The sequence below is a fragment of the Desulfovibrio sp. Fe33 genome (assembly GCF_028532725.1).
Classification (GTDB): domain Bacteria; phylum Desulfobacterota; class Desulfovibrionia; order Desulfovibrionales; family Desulfovibrionaceae; genus Pseudodesulfovibrio.
The window spans coordinates 160,877-180,939 of record NZ_JAQKGU010000008.1; the positions used below are offsets into that span (position 1 = coordinate 160,877).

Annotated in this window: 17 protein-coding genes and 1 rRNA gene; 7 read left to right on the plus strand and 11 right to left on the minus strand. The window is 61.5% G+C overall.

All coding sequences use genetic code 11. The features are described 5' to 3' along the window. The first annotated feature begins 7 nt into the window (after positions 1 to 7). The 6 genes from PSN43_RS11745 to PSN43_RS11770 all read left to right on the plus strand — a co-directional run bounded on the left by PSN43_RS11745 (position 8) and on the right by PSN43_RS11770 (position 7,312). Positions 8 to 1,444, plus strand: coding sequence for a sigma-54-dependent transcriptional regulator (locus PSN43_RS11745; RefSeq protein WP_272700914.1), 1,437 nt, complete (start codon positions 8 to 10; stop codon positions 1,442 to 1,444). 194 nt (positions 1,445 to 1,638) lie between these two features. Continuing rightward, positions 1,639 to 4,074 carry a DMSO/selenate family reductase complex A subunit gene (locus PSN43_RS11750; RefSeq protein ID WP_272700915.1) on the plus strand — a complete coding sequence of 812 codons (2,436 nt, stop codon included), beginning with the start codon at positions 1,639 to 1,641 and terminating at the stop codon, positions 4,072 to 4,074. A 10-nt stretch (positions 4,075 to 4,084) separates the two neighbouring features. Beyond that, on the plus strand, positions 4,085 to 4,705 hold the full coding sequence (locus PSN43_RS11755; protein ID WP_272700916.1) for a DMSO/selenate family reductase complex B subunit: 621 nt from the start codon (positions 4,085 to 4,087) through the stop codon (positions 4,703 to 4,705). Between the two features lie 2 nt (positions 4,706 to 4,707). Further along, on the plus strand, positions 4,708 to 5,574 hold the full coding sequence (locus PSN43_RS11760) for a dimethyl sulfoxide reductase anchor subunit family protein (RefSeq protein WP_272700917.1): 867 nt from the start codon (positions 4,708 to 4,710) through the stop codon (positions 5,572 to 5,574). Between the two features lie 45 nt (positions 5,575 to 5,619). Continuing rightward, positions 5,620 to 6,258: a TorD/DmsD family molecular chaperone gene (locus PSN43_RS11765; RefSeq protein ID WP_272700918.1), complete on the plus strand. Its 639-nt coding sequence runs from the start codon at positions 5,620 to 5,622 to the stop codon at positions 6,256 to 6,258. Next, positions 6,218 to 7,312, plus strand: coding sequence for a 4Fe-4S dicluster domain-containing protein (locus PSN43_RS11770; RefSeq protein WP_272700919.1), 1,095 nt, complete (start codon positions 6,218 to 6,220; stop codon positions 7,310 to 7,312). Before PSN43_RS11765 ends, PSN43_RS11770 begins: the two co-directional genes overlap by 41 nt. A gap of 148 nt (positions 7,313 to 7,460) precedes the next feature. Here PSN43_RS11770 and PSN43_RS11775 read toward each other — a convergent pair whose 3' ends face one another. The 10 genes from PSN43_RS11775 to PSN43_RS11820 form a co-directional block, all read right to left on the minus strand. After that, positions 7,461 to 8,768, minus strand: a complete 1,308-nt coding sequence (locus tag PSN43_RS11775; RefSeq protein ID WP_272700920.1) for a (Fe-S)-binding protein — start codon at positions 8,766 to 8,768, stop codon at positions 7,461 to 7,463. Between the two features lie 3 nt (positions 8,769 to 8,771). Continuing rightward, positions 8,772 to 10,148: an FAD-binding oxidoreductase gene (locus PSN43_RS11780; RefSeq protein ID WP_272700921.1), complete on the minus strand. Its 1,377-nt coding sequence runs from the start codon at positions 10,146 to 10,148 to the stop codon at positions 8,772 to 8,774. 42 nt (positions 10,149 to 10,190) lie between these two features. Next, complete coding sequence (locus PSN43_RS11785) at positions 10,191 to 10,535, minus strand: DMT family transporter (protein WP_272700922.1); 345 nt, start codon at positions 10,533 to 10,535, stop codon at positions 10,191 to 10,193. Continuing rightward, positions 10,528 to 11,949, minus strand: a complete 1,422-nt coding sequence (locus PSN43_RS11790) for a sodium:solute symporter family protein (protein WP_272700923.1) — start codon at positions 11,947 to 11,949, stop codon at positions 10,528 to 10,530. The genes PSN43_RS11785 and PSN43_RS11790 overlap by 8 nt, the downstream gene beginning before the upstream one ends. Before the next feature lie 74 nt (positions 11,950 to 12,023). After that, a complete protein-coding gene (locus PSN43_RS11795) occupies positions 12,024 to 13,271 on the minus strand; it encodes an MFS transporter (RefSeq protein WP_272700924.1) in 1,248 nt (415 codons plus the stop codon). Positions 13,272 to 13,333: 62 nt separating this feature from the next. Beyond that, complete coding sequence (locus tag PSN43_RS11800) at positions 13,334 to 15,430, minus strand: acetate--CoA ligase family protein (RefSeq protein ID WP_272700925.1); 2,097 nt, start codon at positions 15,428 to 15,430, stop codon at positions 13,334 to 13,336. 11 nt (positions 15,431 to 15,441) lie between these two features. Next, positions 15,442 to 15,978, minus strand: a complete 537-nt coding sequence (locus PSN43_RS11805; protein WP_272700926.1) for a 2-oxoacid:acceptor oxidoreductase family protein — start codon at positions 15,976 to 15,978, stop codon at positions 15,442 to 15,444. Further along, entirely contained in the window at positions 15,971 to 16,714 is a 744-nt protein-coding gene (locus PSN43_RS11810) for a thiamine pyrophosphate-dependent enzyme (protein ID WP_272700927.1), read from the minus strand. The genes PSN43_RS11805 and PSN43_RS11810 overlap by 8 nt, the downstream gene beginning before the upstream one ends. Positions 16,715 to 16,718: 4 nt before the next feature. Next, complete coding sequence (vorB, locus tag PSN43_RS11815) at positions 16,719 to 17,765, minus strand: 3-methyl-2-oxobutanoate dehydrogenase subunit VorB (protein WP_272700928.1); 1,047 nt, start codon at positions 17,763 to 17,765, stop codon at positions 16,719 to 16,721. After that, a complete protein-coding gene (locus PSN43_RS11820) occupies positions 17,766 to 17,993 on the minus strand; it encodes a 4Fe-4S binding protein (RefSeq protein ID WP_272700929.1) in 228 nt (75 codons plus the stop codon). A gap of 327 nt (positions 17,994 to 18,320) precedes the next feature. Between PSN43_RS11820 and PSN43_RS11825 the strand changes: the two genes are divergently transcribed. After that, entirely contained in the window at positions 18,321 to 19,061 is a 741-nt protein-coding gene (locus tag PSN43_RS11825) for an IclR family transcriptional regulator (protein ID WP_272700930.1), read from the plus strand. Between the two features lie 926 nt (positions 19,062 to 19,987). Here PSN43_RS11825 and rrf read toward each other — a convergent pair. Continuing rightward, a 5S ribosomal RNA gene (rrf, locus tag PSN43_RS15995) occupies positions 19,988 to 20,063 on the minus strand; the annotation flags it as partial.

The window sequence follows — 20,063 nt, forward strand, 5'->3', positions numbered from 1 at the left end:
AGCACACATGGCGAACGTATTGATCATTGACGATGACCAACCCACCTGCGATGCCCTGACGGAACTCGTAAGGAATATCGGGCACAAGGCGGACTTTGCCCTGACCGCCGGGGAAGGGGTCGAAAAGGCCGAAGAAGGCGATTTCGACGTGGTTTTCCTGGACGTGCGCCTTCCCGACGCCAACGGACTGAGCATTCTGCCCACTCTGCGGCAACGCCCCCTCCCGCCCGAAGTCATCATCCTGACCGGGCTGGGCGACCCCGACGGCGCGGAGCTGGCCATCCGCAACGGGGCCTGGGACTATCTGCAAAAGCCCTTGTCGCCCAAGGAAATACTGCTGCCCCTGCAAAGAGTGCTGAAATACCGCGACACGCTGCGCCACCACGCCAAGCTTCCCGAGACCTTCGACCGCAGCGGCATAGCCGGAACCAGCCCCGCCATCACCAGCGCGCTGGAGAAACTGGCCTCGGCCGCCAGGAGCGACGCGGGCGTCCTCATCACCGGCGAAACCGGCACGGGCAAGGAGCTGTTCGCCAGGGCGCTGCACAACAACAGCAGCCGCGCCGCCGGGCCGTTCATCGTGGTCGATTGCGCCGCCATTCCCGCCACCCTGCTGGAAAGCACTCTGTTCGGCCACGTCAAGGGCGCGTTCACGGGTGCCGACAGAGCGTGCGAAGGGCTGGTTCTCAAGGCGAACAAAGGCACCCTCTTCCTGGACGAAATAGGCGAAATGTCCCTGGACCTGCAAAAACGCCTTTTGCGCGTCCTTCAGGAAAAACGATACCGCCCTGTGGGCGCAAACCATGAGGAGCAAAGCGATTTCCGCCTGGTGGCCGCCACCCATCGCAACCTGGGCAAAATGGTGGACGAGGGGGATTTCCGCCAGGACCTCCTCTACCGGCTGGGGGCCATGGTCATCGAACTGCCCCCCCTTCGCGACAGGCAGGAGGACATCGCGAAACTCGCGGAGAGCATCGTCCAGCGAATCTGCGGCAAATACGGCATACCGCCCAAGGTGCTCAACTGTGAGGTCGTCCAAGCCTTCTCGGCCTACGAATGGCCGGGCAACGTCCGGGAGTTGGGCAACGTATTGGAAAGTTCCATAGCGGCGGCCTACGAAATGCCCGAGTTGTACGTCCACAACCTGCCGGAGCAACTGCGTATCCGTATGCTCAAGAAATCCATGTCCAAGGAAGGCGGAACCGCCGCGTGCCGCCAGGACGAGTTGAGCAACGCGGAAATCGACGACGCCTCCCGGACGGACGAAACGATGCTCCCCTACAAGTCCTTCCGGCAAGAAGTGCTCGCCAAGGCGGAAAAGCGTTATTTTTCCAAGCTGATCGAGGTCTGCGGCGGGGACATAAAGCTGGCGTCCAATGTCTCCGGATTGGGCAAAAGCCGCCTGTATTCGCAACTCAAAAAATACGGACTGGAAAAGGACTGATCGTTTCCGATTTTTTCGGAAATTCCACAACAAGTGCACGGAATCCTTCCGCAACAAGTGTAACTGAAGGGACGCCCCGAAGGAGCTCGCTCATAACCTGCTGTTTTTCCATGGCAACATGATTGGCACGATAGTTGTTAAGTCGCTTGGTAGTTTGCGATTGTTGTTACCTCTGAAAGAAGTAGAGAATGAGAATGAGCAAGAAAAAAACCGACTCTCCTGCCTTCGGCAGCGTCAAGCGGCGGAGCGTCCTCAAGTGGGGCGCGATGTTGGGCAGCATGGCCGCCGTCTCCGGCGGGGGCCTCTTCTACGGACTGAACAAGGCCAACGGAACTCCTGCCAAGGATGAAAAGCTGGTCTGGACGTCGTGCAACGTCAACTGCGGCGGCCGTTGCCTGCTGCGCGCCCATGTCACGGACGGCGTCGTCACCCAGATCGAAACGGACAACGGCGGCGACGAGACATACGGCCTGCATGAAATCCGCGCCTGCCTGCGCGGCCGTTCCATGCGGCGGCGCATGTACGCCCCCGAACGCCTGAAGTACCCCATGCGGCGCGTAGGCGAACGCGGGGAAGGCAAGTTCGAACGCATCTCGTGGGACGAAGCCCTGGACGAAATTTCCAACAGGCTGAAGAAAACCCTCAAGGATTACGGCAACGAGGCGGTGTACCTGAATTACGCCACAGGCAACCTGGGCGCGGTGCTGTCCAAGTCCTGGCCCCCGGCCGCCACTCCCGTAGCGCGGCTCATGAACTGCCTGGGCGGATACCTCAACCACTACGGCGACTACAGCACCTCCCAGATATCCGCGTCACTGCCCTACATGTTCGGCAGCTCGTGGGTACGGGGCAACCACATCAACGATGTGGCCAACTCCCAGTTGACCGTGCTCTTCGGCAACAACCCGGCCGGCACCCGCATGAGCGGCGGCGGCACCTCCTATGACCTGATCGAGGCCAAGAAGAAAGGCAACACCCGCATCATCGTCATAGACCCCAGGCACACCGACACCGCGGCCGCCGTGGCCGACGAATGGATTCCCATTCGCCCCGGCACCGACGCAGCCCTGGTCAGCGCCCTCGCCTACGTCATGATAAGCGAAGACCTGGTGGATCATGAATTCCTCTCCCGCTGTACCGTGGGATTCTCCGAGGAGTCCATGCCGGAAGGCATCCCCGCCGGGAACTCCTACAAATCCTACATCATGGGCGTAGGTCCCGACCGCACGCCCAAGACGCCCGAGTGGGCCGCGGCCATCACCGGCATCCCCCGCGAACGCATCGTCAGGCTGGCCCGCGAAATCGCCACGGCCAAGCCGTGCTTCATCGCCCAGGGATGGGGCGTACAACGCCAGGCGAACGGCGAGCACAACTCGCTGGCCATCTGTGCGCTTGCCGTCATCACCGGCAACGTCGGCGTCCAAGGCGGCAACACCGGCGCCCGTGAAGGCGACCAGGGCCTGAAGTTCGGCGTGTTCCCCACGCTGAAGAACCCCGTTTCCACGTCCATCTCCTGTTTCATGTGGACGGACGCCATCGAACGCGGACCCGAGATGACGGCGCTCGCCGACGGCGTCCAGGGACGCGACAAGCTTGAAGTGCCCATCAAGTTCATCTGGAACTTCGCGGGCAACTGTATCGTCAACCAGCATTCGGAAGTCGCCAAGACCTCCCGCATCCTGAAGGACGACAGCAAGTGTGAAACCATCGTGGTCATCGACAACTTCATGACCGCCAGCGCCCGTTTCGCGGACATCCTGCTTCCCGGCACCTTCAACCTGGAAGAAGACGACTTCGCCAACAACGGGAAAAGCGCGTTGCTCAAGTATGTCATCTTCGCCAAGAAGGCCGTGGAACCGTTCTTCGAATCGCGCTCCATCTACGACATATGCGCCGGAGTTGCGGAACGCATGGGCGCGGGCCAGGCTTTCACCGAGGGCATGACACGCGACCAATGGGTGCGCAAGATCTACGAGGAATCCCGGAACTACCTGCCGGGCCTGCCCCCGACCCTGGAGGAAGCGTTCGAGATGGGAGTGTACAAGGAGAAGATCGAAGGACCGACGCCCGTTCCCTACAAGGAATTCCGCGAAAATCCCGAGGCGAACCCCCTGTCCACGCCGTCCGGCAAGATCGAAATCTTCAGCAAGCGGTTGTGGAACATCGGCCACACCTGGGAACTGCACGACGGCGACCGCATCTCGGCGCTGCCTGAGTACCAGGCCGCATGGGAAGGACCGACCGACCCCAAACGCAAGGAATTCCCCCTTCAGATGATCGGGCACCACTACAAGCAGCGCACCCACTCCACCTACGGCAACGTCGACTGGCTGAAGCAGGTCGCCCCGCAGGAGTTGTGGATCAACCAGCTGGACGCGGACAAGCGCGGCATCAAGCACGGCGACATGGTGAAGGTGTTCAACGACCGGGGCACGGTCTTCATCCAGGCGAAAGTGACGAAGCGCATCATGCCCGGCGTCCTCAGCCTGCCCCAGGGAGCCTGGTTCACCCCTGACAAGGACGGCGCGGACCACGGCGGCTGCGTGAACGTATTGACGTCACAACGCCCCAGCCCCCTGTCGAAAGGCAATCCCCAGCACACCAACCTCGTCGAAGTCGTCAAGGCTTAAGGAGGAATTCATGTTGAAGCGTCCAGCTTTCCATATAGACAACTCCCGCTGTACGGGGTGCAAGACATGCATGATCGCCTGCATCGACAAGCACGACCTGCCCCTTGGCGTCCTGTGGCGGCGGGTAACGGAATACGTCGGCGGTGAATGGGTGGAGCGCCCGGATGGCACCTGCACGCAAAACGTGTTCAGCTACTATCTGTCCGTTTCCTGCAACCACTGCGAGAACCCGATCTGCGTCCGCTCGTGTCCCACCACGGCCATGCACAAGAACGAAGACGGCATCGTGACCGTCGATCAGGACAAGTGCGTCGGCTGCCGCTACTGCGAATGGGGCTGCCCCTATTCCGCTCCGCAATACAATGCGGAGTTGGGCAAGATGACCAAGTGCGACTTCTGCCGCGACTACCTCAAGGAGGGCAAGGAGCCCGCCTGTGTCGCCGCCTGCCCCTGTCGCGCCCTGGACTTCGGTGAATACGACGAACTTGTCGCCAAATACGGCAATCTCAACATCGTGGCTCCGTTGCCCGATCCCAACATCACCCAGCCCAACCTGATCGTCACGCCCGCCATGAACGCCAAGCCCGGCGGGTCCAAGATGGGTAAAATCAGCAACCCCGAGGAGGTGTAGCAATGTTTTCCAGTGATTGGAGCCTCGTCCTGTTCACCATCCTCGTTCAGAGCGCCGTGGGTATCGTGGTCATAACCGAAGCCGCCCGGCTCTTTGCCGGAGCGTCCGGCTCGGCCCTGCGCTGGCAGACTCCGGTGGCCTGCGTCATGACCGCCCTGGGACTGATCCTGTCCCTTACCCACCTCGGCACTCCCCTGCACAGCGTGTTCACCATCATGAACCTGGGCAACTCGTGGCTCAGCCGCGAAATCCTGTCCGTGTCCGCCTTCTTCATCGCGATCTGCGCGCTCGCCTTCATGAGAATGCGCAACGATGCAGTCAAGGCGACGGGCCTGTCCGTGCTCGCCATGGCGCTCGGACTTCTCGCCGTCTTCGTCATGACCAAGGTCTACCTGCTTGAGACCGTGCCCGCGTGGAACAGCGTGGCCACGGCGTTCAGCTTCTACGGCACGATGCTCCTGGCCGGAGCGGTCGCCAGCGGCGTGATCGGCAGCATTGAAAACAGCGGCAAGGATTGTGGCGAAGACTGCACGTCCGTCACCGGTCTGCTCTGCGCCTCCGCGCAAGCGGGTCTCGCCCTCAAGTTCATCGCCGTGGCCCTGGGCATGATCGCCCTTGGCAGCGTCGGCAGCCTCGGGACCAGCGGTCTCGATCTCGTCGCAGGCGAAGGCGTGTCGGCGCAGATCGTCCGTATAGCCATGATCTGCGCCGGTGCCGGCGTGTTCACATGGTTCGGCTTCAAGGCCATGGGCACCCGGCAGCTCCGCCTCGCCATGAACCCCGCCCTCTGCGCCCTGGCCCTGGTCATGGCCGGCGAGATCATCGACCGGCTCATGTTCTACGGGACCTACATGCGCATCGGCATATAACGTCAACAATGGCCCGGAGGTTCGCCTCCGGGCCGTCATTACATTATGAACGCAGAACAACTCGGCGCGTGCGCCCTCAGCCTGAATTTTCTCGCCCGGCTCTTCATCGAACCGCCGGATGCGGCCTTCATCAACCAGATTCGTGAAAACAACGTGTTCGGGGAATGGCCCCTTGAGCCTCTCTCCGATGCGGCGAACGAAGCGCTTCTGCTCCTCGAAAAAGACGTCCAGGACCATGACGAAGCGGCCCTTGAGGCGGAGTACACCGTCCTCTTCATCGGCCCCGACGACGCAGTTCCCCTTTGGGAATCCGTATGGACCACTAAGGACAAGCTGCTGTTCGACGGTCCCATGTTCGACGTACGCGACGCCTATGCCCGATACGGTCTCGTTTCGCCCAACCCCGAGCACGAACCCGACGACCACATAGGGCTGGAAATGTCCTTTCTCGGCGGCGTGATGGGATGCGCGGCCGAGGCGGTCGACAACGGCGATACGGAATCGGCGGATCGGCACCTGGCCATGGCAGGCGATTTCCTGAACAAACATATCGCCCCTTGGTCCAACCTATTCCTGGAAGCTGTCTCCGGGCACGAGTCATCCTCTTTTTACAACGCCGTTTCCACCGTTTCCATCGACACTCTTGCCCAGGCTGCCGACCTCCTGCGACCTGAGCAAGCCTGATTACCGACGGGCCGCCGCCATGCTCAACGCCCCTGCCGTCAACACCTCGCTTTGTCCACTACATATGGGCGGCCGGTGTGCGCGGTGCATGACGGTATGCCCATCGGACGCCATAGACCTGCGCGACGGACCGGCTATCCGCGCCGATTCGTGCAGAAACTGCGGAGCCTGCGCCTCGGTGTGCCCCACTGGGGCGCTGGTCCACGACGCACCGGCCGCCCTGCTCCGCAGCCTTGCGGAACGCCCTGACGCCCCCCAGGCCCTGCGCTGTCCCAAAGCAGGACGATGCGCGCCGGACGAACTTCCGGTTCCCGGATGCCTTTCCAGCCTCGGCCTTGAAACCCTGCTGGCCCTTTGGCGCCGACAAAAAGGGACCGTCACCTTCCTCACCGGAAATTGCGCCGCCTGCCGGATCGGCGACGAAGGTACGACATTCAGGAGAGTCCTTGAACAGGCCCGGTCAATCCTGGCAAAATCGACGGACGCTCCGAAAAAACCATTCATCGTAAAAACCTGGTCCCCAAAAGACGCGCCGTCCCGCCGTGAAAGCGACGTGTCTCTATCCAGGCGGGGATTTCTGGGATTCCTGGCAGGAGGCCACACGGCCTCTTCCGGCTCAGGATCGTCCTCCACAAAGAACGAAGGCGGCAAACGGCACCAATTGGCCGGACACCTTAAGGCGTTGAACGCCAAAGGGCCCGCGCCCGAAGGACTGGCTTTCGCCATGATGCGGGGCGACGGCCATTGCACCGCCTGTGGAGCCTGCGCCAACGTCTGCGCAACCGGCGCTATTAGATTGACGGGTGAAGACTCCCTGCGCGCGCTGGAATTCATTTCCGCCCTGTGCGTGGACTGCGGAGCCTGCGTCAACGTCTGCCTGCCGCGCTTTCTCCATCCCTATCCCCCGGACCTCGCCTCCTTCTCGCTTTCCCCGCACACGCTCTTTCAAGGCGAGACCGGCACTTGCAAACGATGCCGGGCCAAAACCACCGCCCTGGACGAAAACGGATACTGTCCTGTTTGCTCCCGCCGAATCCAGGCGATGCGCGACTGATCCCGCCCTCATCCAAAAAGGAGCGGCGGCGAAGCCCGGGACGCAATAGGTCCGGCTTCGCCGCCGCGTGCATGTCTTCTCGGCCCGGGCCGTGGATGACGGAAGGATGGGGCGTCCCCTGTCACCCGGCGGCCCGGACGAGGTCTTTCTATTTCTTCATGGCTTCGGCAAGCAATTGGATGACGTGCTTGACCGGCATGTCCGTGCCCACGTTCCGGCGAATCCCGTCGCGCAACTGGAGAATGCAGCCGGGACACGCCGTGGCCATGACGTCGGCGCGGGTTGCCGCCGCGTCGTCAATCTTCTTGGCCTGAATCCGCTTGGACCGCTCCATGTTGGCCAGGCAGTAGGTGCCGCCCAGGCCGCAGCAGGCTTCCGGGCGGCGCATCTCGTTGACCGGACCGCCGGTGGCCATTTCCAACACAGCGCGGGGTTCCTTGACGATCTTCTGCGCTTTGCGCAGATGACACGGGTCATGGTAGGTGGCGCTGACCGGAGCCTTCTTTTCCAGCAACCCTTCGAGCCGTTCCCGGTCCACGCGAGTCATCAGATATTCCGAGATGTCCAGGGTGCGTTCAGCGATGTTCCGCAGACCGGCCGCGAGTTCGCCGTCGTCTCCGAAACGGTCCAGGTAGCCGTGCTTGAGCATATGGCCGCACGACGCGCACGCCGTAACGATGGCTACGTCGTCGCCGTCGTTCGCCAGAGCCTTCACATTCCGTTCGGCCTGCTTGCGGACCACGTCGGCCTCGCCCGAGGCCAGCATGGGCATACCGCAGCACGCCTGCTCCTGCGGAACTTCCACCGACACGCCGAGCCCGTTGAGGACCTTGACCAGGCTATGGCCGATTTCGGTCATGCTGTAGTTGGTCATGCAGCCGGTGAAAAAGACGACGCGGGGTTGCCCGGGCTTGCCGGAGAACCGCACTTCGTTCCGGAAGGACTTGGCGGCCAATTGGGGAACGTACTGTTCCTTGTCCACGCCAGGCATGGCGAAACGGCGGTAAAGGCCGCTCGTGCCGGGAACGCCCTTGAAGGCCAGCCGCTGCGCCACGGAGCCGATCCTGGCCCCCGCATCGAGAACCGCCCGAGGCAGGGACAGGGTTTCTGCCACGGCCTTCTTGAGAGCCGGGACGCCCATCTCGTCGGCGAACGCCTCGCGCACGGCGATGACCACCTTATCCGCCCGCGCGCCGCTGGAACACTGGCTGGCGCAGCCGGTGCAGAGCAGACAGTTGTCGAAAAGCTCACGGGTATGCCCGTTGAACTCCAGATCGCCGCGCGCCAGACTTTCGGCAATGGCGATCTTGCCGCGTGCTGTATACCGTTCCGAAGGGGTATCGTCGAAAACGGGACAGACGGTCCGGCATTCGCCGCAACGGATGCACTTGTCGACCTCATTTTTGACCAGCCTCAGGAGAACGGCCATTTTTTCTTCGTGTGTCTGTTTGGTCATGATTTATCCCTTGAGCATGACTTTGCCCGGATTGAGCAGGCCCTTCGGATCGAACAGCGCCTTGACGCTGCGCATGAGCTTCATGGTCGGCTCGTCGATGTTCCAGTGCAGGTTCTCGACCTTGACGCACCCGATGCCGTGCTCGGCCGCGATGCGCCCTTCCAGCTCGACCACCGCCTTGACCACGTCCTGCTTGGCCTGCATGGGGAAGGGGCCGCCGCCCTTTCCGGTGGTCATGCCGATATGGATGTTGCCGTCGCCGTAATGGCCGAAGTTGGCGATGATGATGTTGTAGCGTTCGGCGATCTCGTCCAGCTTGCGGATCATCATGGGGATGCGCGCGATGGGGACCGAGACGTCGTCGTCTTCCCACTCCGTGGCGATCTCGCACAGTGCGAAGGAGAGCGCGCGCCGCGCCTTCCAGAGGTCCTCGCGGTCCTCGTCGGACTCGGCCTTCCTGAATGTGATGACGCCGCACCGCTCGCAGGCGGCCTGAATCTTATCGACCTCGGAATCGAGCGCGTGGTCGGAGCCGTCCACCTCCATCAGCAGAAGCGCGCCCTCTTCCGGCTTGGCCCCGAAACCGATGGCCTTTTCCACCGCTTCCACGGAGATGCGGTCCAGGAATTCGAGCGTGGCGGGACGCACGCCGGTCGCGTAGATGGCGCTGACCGCCTCGGCGGCCTTCTCCAGGGTGGCGAAGGTGGCGGTCATGGTGCGGCGCGCCTCCGGCTTGGGTACGACCTTGACCACAGCCTTGGTGATGATGCCGAGCGTTCCCTCGGAGCCGACGAACAGTTCGGTCAGGTTGTAGCCGGCCACGTCCTTGATGCATTTCGAGCCGGTCTTGACGATGTCGCCGTTGGGCAGGACCACTTCCAGCCCCATGACATACTGCTTGGTGACGCCGTATTTGACCGCGCGGATGCCGCCCGCGTTTTCCGCGATATTGCCGCCGATGGTGGCGAAACCGGTGGACGCGGGGTCGGGCGGGTACATCAGGCCGATCTTGTCCACCTCGGCCTGGAGATCCTTCACGACCACGCCGGGCTCCAGAATGACGAGAAAGTTATCCCTGTCGACTTCGAGAATCCGGTTGAACCGGTCCATGGCCATGACGATGCCGCCCTCGACCGGGACGCAGCCGCCGGTGTATCCGCTGCCCCCGCCGCGCGGCGTGACGAAAACGTCGTACTTGTACGCCAGCTTCATGATTTCGGACACCTCTTCCCTGTTCATGGGCGAAACCACGCCTTCCGGCTTGGCCCGCTTCTCGGGATTGGCGTCGTACGAGTAGGCGACCATGTCCTCCGGGGAGAAGGTGCAACGGTCTTCGCCTACGAGCTGTTTCAAACTGTTGATGAATTCCTGATTCAGCATGGAATACTCCAAGATGGATTTATGGTTTGGTTGTTGCGATGCCTACTCGCCCGAAGTGAGGTTGAGCGAGATGACGCCGATCATGATAATGACGATACTGAGCAGCTTTTTTGGGTTGATCCCCTCGTGGAAAAGCAGGACGCCCAGGGCCGAGGTGGCCACGATGCCCACGCCCGACCATATGGCGTAGGCCACGCCCAATTCGATCTTCTTTACCGCCAGGCTCATGGCGTAGAACGAGGTGCAATAGAGGCAGACCACGCAGGCCGATGGAGCGAACCTGGTGAACCCCTCGGAATACTTGATCGCCATGGTGCCGCCCACTTCGAGCAGGATGGCGGAATAGAGCAGCACCCAACTGTTCTTCAACAAGGCGAGGCTAGCCATTCTGTTCGGCCTCCCGATACCCGGGAGCCGTCAGGCTCAGGGGGAAGAACAGGAGCGCGGACGCGACCAGGCCGGGCCACACGGGGTCGATGGCGAACAGGACGCTGTCCGGGAACGCGCCTTTGCCCAGATACCATCCGAGGACCGTGACGAGGGAAATGCTCATGCTCCAGAATGCCGCTCTGGAGGAGGCGCGTTTCCAGAAGAAGACGCCGAGGGTGGGCAGGAACAGGCCCGCCGAATTGATGGTGAACGTCATGATGAGCAGGTTGATGATGCTTTTGGAATACCAGCCGACCAGCGCGCCGATCACGCCCACCAGGATGGAGCTGCATATGCTGATGCGCATGACCCTGGCCTGCGGCGCGACGGGATTGATGAACCGCTGGTAGACGTCGCGGGTGAGGTTGGCGGAGGCGCACAGGATGCAGGTATCCGCCGTGGACATGATGGCCGACAGGATCGTCACGAGCATCAGCCCTTTCACTCCCGCCGGGAAGACGTGCATGATGAGCCGGATGAGCGTGGACGAGCCGTCCGTTCCCTCCGGGATCAGGATTTTCGCGCTCATGCCGAGGAAACAGATGGAAACGGAGATGCACAGGACGATCAGCGCGGCGACCAGTGTGCCGTTGCGGGCGGCGCGGACCGATTTCGCCGCGAAACACCGGGTGTAGCTGTCCATGGAGGTAAAAAAGGTCAGGACCATGCTGATGAACATGGCGACGATGGCCCCCCACCCCCAGGAGCCGAGCTGGAAGAAGTCCGCCGGAAGCTCGGTGCCGAGCCGGGAGGCGTCCCCGAGCGCGCTCCAGGTCAGGGGCGTGGCCACGGCGCTGATGCCCACGATGACCAGCAGGGTCTGAAACCTGTCGGTCTTCTCCACGGCGAAGAAACCGCCCACCGAAGTATAGACCACGGTGACGGTGGTGGCCACGAGAAAGGAATACCCGAGGCTGATCCCGGTAATGGAGGTGATGATATGCGCCGCGCTCAAAAGCTGGCTGGCCGTGTAGCCGACGAACGCCAGGATCGTGGTCACCGTGCTGACGAGCCTGACCCTGGTGTCGTACCGCTGCTCTATCAGGTCGGGATAGGTGATGTGCCGGTGGCGGTCGCCGAGACGCTTGATGCGCCCGGCGAAGATCAGGGCGAAGAAGATGAAGCCGCTGAACATGCTGAGAGGATACCAGAGAGAGGATATGCCTATCTCAAAGGATTTCTCGGCAGTCCCCATGATGGCGGCGCCGCCTACCCAGGAGGACATCCAGAGCGCCGCCAGCGGCAGGGTGCCTACCCCGCGTCCGCCGACATAGTAGTCCTCCGCGGTTTTCTGCTTCTTGTTCGCGTACACGGCTATGACGAGCAATGTACCGAAGTAGAGTACGAGTACGATGTAATCAACAGGTTCCATGACAGCCTCTCTTGTGGTCCTCCGTGTCGGAAGGGCCGGGCGGGACTGGGCCGCCCGGCCTCAATGCCGCATACTTACGCTGTTTGAGCCGCCCTTCCGGAGGCCGCCACACTGTTGCGGCGAATCAGCAGAGCCGCCAAGAGGCCGACCACGCCGGACGCGGCGAGGAAGCTGAAGATGTACAGGTATCCGGTATTCCCGTAGTTATCGAGCCACCCACCGAAGAGCGGATTATAAATCATGTCGGGCAGATAGCCTATCATTGAAGCGACAGCCACGGTCGTGCCGGTGAACTTGCGCGGGATGCCCACTTCCTCAACACAGGAGTAGAGGATCGAGTAGCAAGTGAAGGTCACTGCGGCAAGCAGGAGCTGGAGGCCGATGACCAGGGTGGAGTTGGCCCCGGTGGGGAGGAGCATGAACACAACCAGAATGGCGGTCATGACCGCGAAACAACTGATGATGACCAGGGCCGGCGACTTCAGCCTGTCGGCGAAGATGCCGCCCAGCGGGCCGCAGGTCAGGCGGAGCACATGGGTGCGCACGATGGCCAGCAGGCCGGAAAACGTCATGGTCACGCCGATGACGTTGGTCATGTAGGGATTGAAGTAGGAGGTGCTGGTGTAGATGCCGTGGCCGCAGAAGATCAGGATGGAGATGGCCCAGGTCATGGGGTTCTTCAACACGATGAAAATGTCGCTGGTCTTGAACTTGTCGTCCTCGGACTCCTTTGCGCCGCTTTCGGATTCCTCGAAAAAGAAGAAGACGATGATGGAGGAGAGGATACAGGTCGCGCCCTGGACATAGATGACGCCCTTCAGGCCGCCGACGGCGTCAACCGTGAACAGGCCGTAAACGTAGAGGGCGACGGAGGAGGTGATGGCCGAGAAGGCTCCCACGCCGGAGCTGAAGAAGCCGTACAGCTTGCCCTGTTCAGCGGCGCTGCCGAGCAGGCGGATGGCCTTGATGATGCCGGACCAGAAGGCGAAGGCGGTGCTGAACGCCAGCAACACCCAGACAACCAGCGCGAACGAGTAGTTCATGTTCATGGCGAAGGCGAAATTGAGCAGGCCCGTGCCGAACAGGGACGCCACCAGGACGTATTTCGCCTTGAACTTGTCGGCCACCCATCCGCCGGGGATATACAGGGCCAGGGCCGTTATGGTGTAGACGGTAAGCAGGAACCCGGCCTGCTCGTTGTTGCATCCGACTCCCGCCAGCAACTGATCGTAGAAGACATACTTGATGTAGGGCAGCATGTAGCTGGCTGCGTAACCGAGCGAAAGTGCGAAGAGCACGAAATACTTCTTGAACAGATTCATAACAACCTCCAGGTGGACCGCATTGTACCGCCGCCCCCGGCTCGCCGGGGGCGGCGGCGTGGTTATTTCTTCAGCACGACAAGGGCGTCCGCAGCACAGATTCCAGCGCCTTTCTCGTAGACAAAGACAGGGTTTACATCGAGTTCGGCGATTTCATCCCTGCGCTCCGAAGCGAGCCGGGCCACATTGGCCACGGCCTCGGCCAGGGCGTCGACGTCGAGTTCGGCCTGTCCCCGATAGCCGTTGAAGAGCGGAAACGCCTTCAACCGCTCCAGCATCCGCCTGGCCTCGCCCGCATCGAACGGGGCGGGACGCAGGGACGTGTCGCGGAAGATCTCGACGAAGATGCCGCCCAGCCCCACCAGCACGGCCGGGCCGAACTGCGGGTCGTTGTTCACGCCGATGATGACCTCAGTTCCGGGGGTCAGCATCTTCTGGACGTAGACGCCGTCCACGACCGCGCCGGGGGCGTTGGTCCGGGCGTTCTCCATGATGCGCCCGAAGGCCTCCCGCGCTCCGGCGGCGTCCCGAATGTTCAGGGCCACCCCGCCGATGTCGGACTTGTGGGCGATGTCGGCGGAAGCGATCTTCATGACCACCGGATAGCCCAGGGTCTCGGCTGTTTCCGCGGCGGCGTCGGCGCTGTCGACCACGCTCCCCTCGGGGGTGCGCACGCCGTATTCGCGCAGGATGGCCGCGCTTTCGTATTCGGAAAGCGTGCGGCGCTCCCCTTCCCCGCCGTTTCCGGAAGGAATGGCCAGCTCAAGTGTATTCTCATCGGGCGAATACCGGATGAAATCCATGAGATGGCGCAAGGCCGCAAAGCCGTAAGCGGGCGGCGGCAGAACCGGCACGCCGAGCGCGTTGAGCTTGTCGAGGTATTCCGGATTACGGGAGTTTTCGAAGAACGGAAGCATGACCATGGGCTTGGACCGGCCGTTGTTCACGACCTGTTCGATGCCCTTCGCCATGTAGTGGATGCACGGATCGGCGATCTCGTGGAGCAGGGTATACCCCACCACCACCAGACCGATGTTCGGGTCGTCCATCACCGTCTGAAGAACGGAAGCGTAGACGTCCGCATCATAGGAGATGGTCGCGGTGGTATCCAGCGGGTTGGCCGGGCTGGCGTAGGAAGGCAGCAGTTCCCGCAGCCTGTCGAGGGTCCTCTCCTCGAAGTCCGGGAATTCGATGCCCGCCATCTCGCCGGAGTCGGCGCAAATGCCGGTCTCTCCCCCGGACAGGTTGATGGAGGCGAATCCGGTCCGCTCGGGCAGGACCGGCAGCGTGGCGAAGAGCTGCGTCGTGGCCAGGAGCTCTTCCGCGTCGTTCACCCGGATGACGCCGAACTTCCTGAATATGGCGTCGTAGATGACATCCGCGCCGGACAGGGAGCCTGTGTGGGATGCGGCCACCCGGCTGCCCTTTTCGCTGCGGCCCGCCTTGAGCACCACGACGGGCTTGCGGATTTCCGCAGCCTTACGCAGGGCCTTGGCGAACTTTGCGGGCTGGGTGACGCCTTCAAGATACAACCCCACCACCTTGGTGTTGTCGTCCTCGATCAGGTACTCCAGGTAGTCTTCCATGGTCACCACGGAGCTGTTGCCCGAGGAGATGGAGTAGGAGAACCGCATGGACGGATTGTCCATGAAGGAGAGGCACAACTGGCCGCTCTGGGACACGAAGCCCACCGAGCCGGTGCGGTCGCGTTCGTCGGAAATGAAGGCGAAGCCGACCACCCGGTCGATGTAGTTGATGAACCCGGCGCAGTTCGGCCCCATGAGAGAGATGTCCAGCTCGGCGCACAGGGCCTTGAGGCTCTCCTCGGCCCGCACGCCCTCGGGGGTGCCTACCTCGGAATAGCCGCTGGCGTACACAACCGCCCCGCCTGCGCCTTTGGCCGCGGCCTCGCGCAGCAGAGGTTCGATGGTCTTCTGCGGGGTGCAGAGCACGGCCAGGTCGATGGCCACCGGGATGTCGGCCATGCTGCGATAGCACTTTTTGCCGAACACCTCGTCCCGCTTGGGGTTGACGAAGTACACGTTGTCCGTGTCGGCGTAGGAAAGGACGTTGCGGCAGGTGTCCCCGCCGAATCCTTCCTTCTCGCTCGCGCCGACGATGGCGACGGTCTTGGGGGCAAGGAGTTTTTCCATACTCATGGGATGGTCTCCTATGCCTCGGCCGCCGCTTGCGCGCCGCGCATGAAGCACTCGCGGTTGAGCGGATTGCTGCGGCCCTTCTTGGCGAAGTAAGCGTCAATGCCGTCCGCGAACTCCTCGACGTCCACCAGCCCGGTGGCGGCGATGGCCGCGCCGAGCATGACGATATTCGCGCCCCTGGGGTTTTTCAGATCACCGGCGATTTCGGTGGCCGCAACCTCGATGACGCGGATGTCGTCGCGGAATTCCGCATCCTTGACCATGCTGGAGTTGGAGATCAGCACGCCGCCGGGCGCAATGGCCCCCTGAAAGGTGTCCACGGAATCCTGATTCATGGCGATGAGGGTGTCCATGGTGCTGAAGAACGGATTCAGGATGGTTTCATCGCCGATCCGCAACCGACAGCTCGCAGTGCCGCCGCGCATTTCCGAACCGTAGGACGGAACCCAGGTGATCTCCTTGCCGGAAACCATGGAAACATGGGCCAGCAGCAGTCCGGCGGTGAGCACGCCCTGACCGCCGAAGCCCGCACAAGTGATACTAAGCATCTGTTCTCTCTCCATTTTTGACGAATTCACCCACCGGAAAAACGGACTTAACCGTATTTTCGATGTGGGCAAGGCTGGACTCCATGTTCATCTTCCAGTTGGTCGGGCAGGGAGAAAGCACCTCGACCATGGAATAGCCGCCGCCGTTCATCTGGGTCTCGATGGCGGACCGGATGTATTGCTTCAGCTTGTTGATGTCCTTGGCGGAAGCCACTGAGCCGCGAGCGAGGTAACCGATGGGGAGCTGCTTCATCTGATTAATCATGTTAAGCGGCTGGCCGGTCAGTTCGGCGTCGCGTCCCTTGGGCGAAGTGGTGGTGCGCTGGCCCGGCAGAGAGGTCGGGGCCATCTGCCCGCCGGTCATGCCGAAGATGCCGTTGTTCACCAGGATCGCGGTGATGTTCTCGTTGCGAATGGCGGCATACATGGTCTCGGAGAAGCCGATGGACATGGAGTCGCCGTCGCCCTGATAGGTGAAGACGCAACACTCGGGCCTGACGCGCTTGACGCCGACGGCCACGGCAGCGGCGCGGCCGTGCGGGGCCTGAATCCAGTCCGTGCCGAAGGTGTCCATCATCAGGCAGGCGCAACCCACGGCCAGGGAACCGACAGCCTGCTCGGCCAGATCCATTTCCTCCAGCACTTCCGCCAGAACGCGGTTGATGATGCCGTGACCGCAACCGGGGCAGAACTTGTTCGGTTCGACAAGCAGTTCGGGGATACGTTTTTCAGTCATTGGACTACCTCTGTTCCTTGAGGATGGAGACCGCGCGCTCCACGATGGCGGTGGACTCCGGTATTTTCGCGCCGCCGAGGAATATCTCCACCGGGGCTTTCATTTCACAGGCGAGCTTGACGTCCTCCGCCATCTTGGGGAGGGAGGTCAGTTCCACGGAAAGGTAGGCTTTGACGTCGGGATTCACCTCGGCAAAGCCCTTGACGGGGAACGGCCACAGGGTGATGGGCCGCAGCAGCCCCAGACGGATGCCCTGCGCGCGAGCGATCTTCACGGCTTCCTTGCAGATGCGGGAGCTGATGCCGTAGGCCACGAGCACGAGGTCGGCGTCCTCGACCTGCACGGATTCCCAGCGTTGTTCGCGTTCGGCCATGACGTCGTATTTGTTCTTGATGTAGGCGTCGAAGTCCTCGATGTAGTACATGGTCGAGGTAACGCGCTTGAAATCGCCGCCGTGTTTGCCGCGGACAGCCCACTCGGCGTTCGGGTCATGCTCGTGCATCTCGGGCAGCGTCACCGGCTCCATCATCTGGGCGATGGAGGCGTCGGACAGGATCTGGCACGGATTGCGGTACTCGTCGGCCTTGTCGAAGGCGAGCTGGATGAGGTCCACGCTCTCCTGCACCGAAGCCGGTGCGTAGACGAGCGTGCGATAATCGCCATGGCCGCCGCCGCGGGTGGCCTGCCAGTAGTCGCTCTGGGCCTGGAAGATGTCGCCCAGGCCGGAGCCGTACCGCTGCACGTCGATGAAGACCGCCGGAAGCTCGGCCGAAGCGATGTAGGAGATACCCTCCTGGAGCAGGCTGTAGCCGGGACCGGAGGAGCTGGTCATCGCGCGGAAGCCAGCAGCGGCCGCCCCGTACACCATATTGATGCCGGAAAGCTCGGACTCGGCCTGGATGAACGTGCCGCCCGCCTCGGGCAGACGCCAGGAAAGATACTCCAGGATTTCGCTCTGGGGGGTTATCGGGTAGCCGCCGAAAAACCGGCAACCGGCGCGAACAGCCGCCTCGGACAGGGCGTCGTTGCCTTTCATGAGTCGTCTTGGCATTTATCTGGCCTCCACTCGTTCAAATACGTAATCCGGGCAGACGGTGTAGCAGATCGCACACTGAATGCACTTTTCCTGATCCAGGTCGACGACGTTGTAGCCCTTGCGGTTCACCGTGTCGGAAAACGACAGGGCATTTTTGGGGCATTGCAGAATGCATGAGCCGCAGCCCTTGCATGCGTCGTGGTTCTGCGTCATGCAGACATTCTTTTTTTCAGATTGGGCCATGTGAGACCTCCACTCGGGTTTGATGCGCCGGTCATGCGGACGAAAACCCATTTCGCCTTCAGGAGACCGGACCTGTTTTCTCTTATGAACACGAACGGCGGAGCTTTTCTTTCACGCAGACGCCACCGGTATGAGCCTGCAATCCGCCCCGTTCATCCCCGTCTACGCCCCACATAATTTGAGTGTCAAAAAAATTTTTAAATACGAATTATAGTTCGCATATGCGAAATAATGCTTGCGTGAGTGAGGAAATCCAAATAGGAAGGACTGGCTTGACAAACGGTATCGTCTGCACCAAGCCTGCAAATCGAAAGGGAGAAAAATCCAATGAAACTGAACAGGACCGCATACAGGGTAACGGAAATATTGCGGTTGCTCGCCGACAGCCCGGAGGGAATGACGCTCACCGAGATCGGCGCAGCCCTGGACCTGCCCAAGGCGAGCGCGTTCGACATCGTGCAGACCCTGCGCAAAACGCATTTCCTGCGGGAGACCAACAAGCGGTATGCCATCGGCTTCATGGTCTACGAGGTGGGCGGAGCATACTCCAAGGGCAAAGACCTGTACGCGGCCGCACAGCCCATATTGGAGGAGTTGGCCAACCAACTGAACATGGCCGGTTCGATCGTCACCTATGAAAAAGGGACGCTGAACTACGTCATCGAACACCGCCCCATCGGGTCCATAGTCTCGCCCATCGCCTCAAGCGGCATGGATTTCGTCCATGCGTCGGCTTCCGGCAAATGCCTGATCGCGTTCATGTCCGATGCACGGCAGCGCAAGGCGTTTTCCCTGCTGTCCTTCAAGCGGTTCACCGACAGGACCATCCTGAACGCCGTCGACTTCATGGAGGACCTGCAAAAAATCCGCAGTCGCGGCTACGCAGTGGACGACCGGGAATTCAACGAGTTGATGACCTGCGTTTCGACACCCATCTTCAGGTGCAAACAGGCCGTGGCGACACTGACCCTGTCCGGTCTTCAGCTCGACCCCCAGGTGATTCCCGGCATTGCGGACAAAATGATTGAAAAAGCGAAACAGATTTCCAGGGAGTTGGAAAACGGCTGACCCAAGCGCACTGCGCAAGGAAGTTCCATTCTTCCCAAATTCACTCCCCTTTTGGCTGGCGCACGTTTTTGTCCTTGCCTCGCGTCACCTTCCTGCGTGTGCTGCCGTCATCGCGCAGCACACGCACACTCGGGCCGCCTTCGCCTCCGAATCCGCCTGAACTCAATTCAATGCCCGAGTTAACAACAGCTCCTCGGCATCCCTTCGCCCTGCCCGGGGCTATTCCTGTTCAACCTAGCGAAACCAACTTCACGCAAAGGGAGCCTGTAGGCGGGTAAAATAGATCAACCCGCCTCTCCGTCCCCCCTCAAAAACCTCTCTCTGGAGCCCTGCCTTCTTTCTTTCCAGTTGCATCTCCACCTGCATACGGTTGGCGGCCACTTACGCATACGTATGGGCCGAAGGGGTTATAGAAGAGCATGGAGATTCCGTGTGGAATACAAGGGAGGCAAGGCCGCCAAGTCTCATACACAGAAGGAGCGCGCAAAACCGGCTAGAACTGCCGGCAACATGGATGAACGGCCTTGTGGGCTGCGTGTGCCGCGAAATAAACGGCCTTGCACGGCCTCTCCATCGACCTGCCGCCAGTCCAGCAGGCATAAGCTGGAGTTTGGTCCGGCTGATGGACTGTGCGTGAATGGTTGGTGGCATGAGGGAGGGCCAGACGAGGAGAATGGACGGAGGGTAAAAAACAGCCCCTAGTTAACTCTCTACTTTAGCGGCAGGACACCGAGGAGCGGAGGAAAAAACCGCGCCGAAGGCGCATACAGGGGATGCAAGGGTGCGAGCCCTTGCCCGCCGGAGGCGAAATCATCGGGCTATTGCCGCGGTGCGGCTTTCGACGCCTGGCTTTCGCCTTCGGGCAGTGAACCCAACAGCCCCAAAAGAAAAAGCCCCCGGTCAAAAAGACCGGGGGCTGAAATATTCCTTGGCGGCGACCTACTTTCCCACACGCTACCATGCAGTATCATCGGCGATGGAGGGCTTAACTTCCGGGTTCGG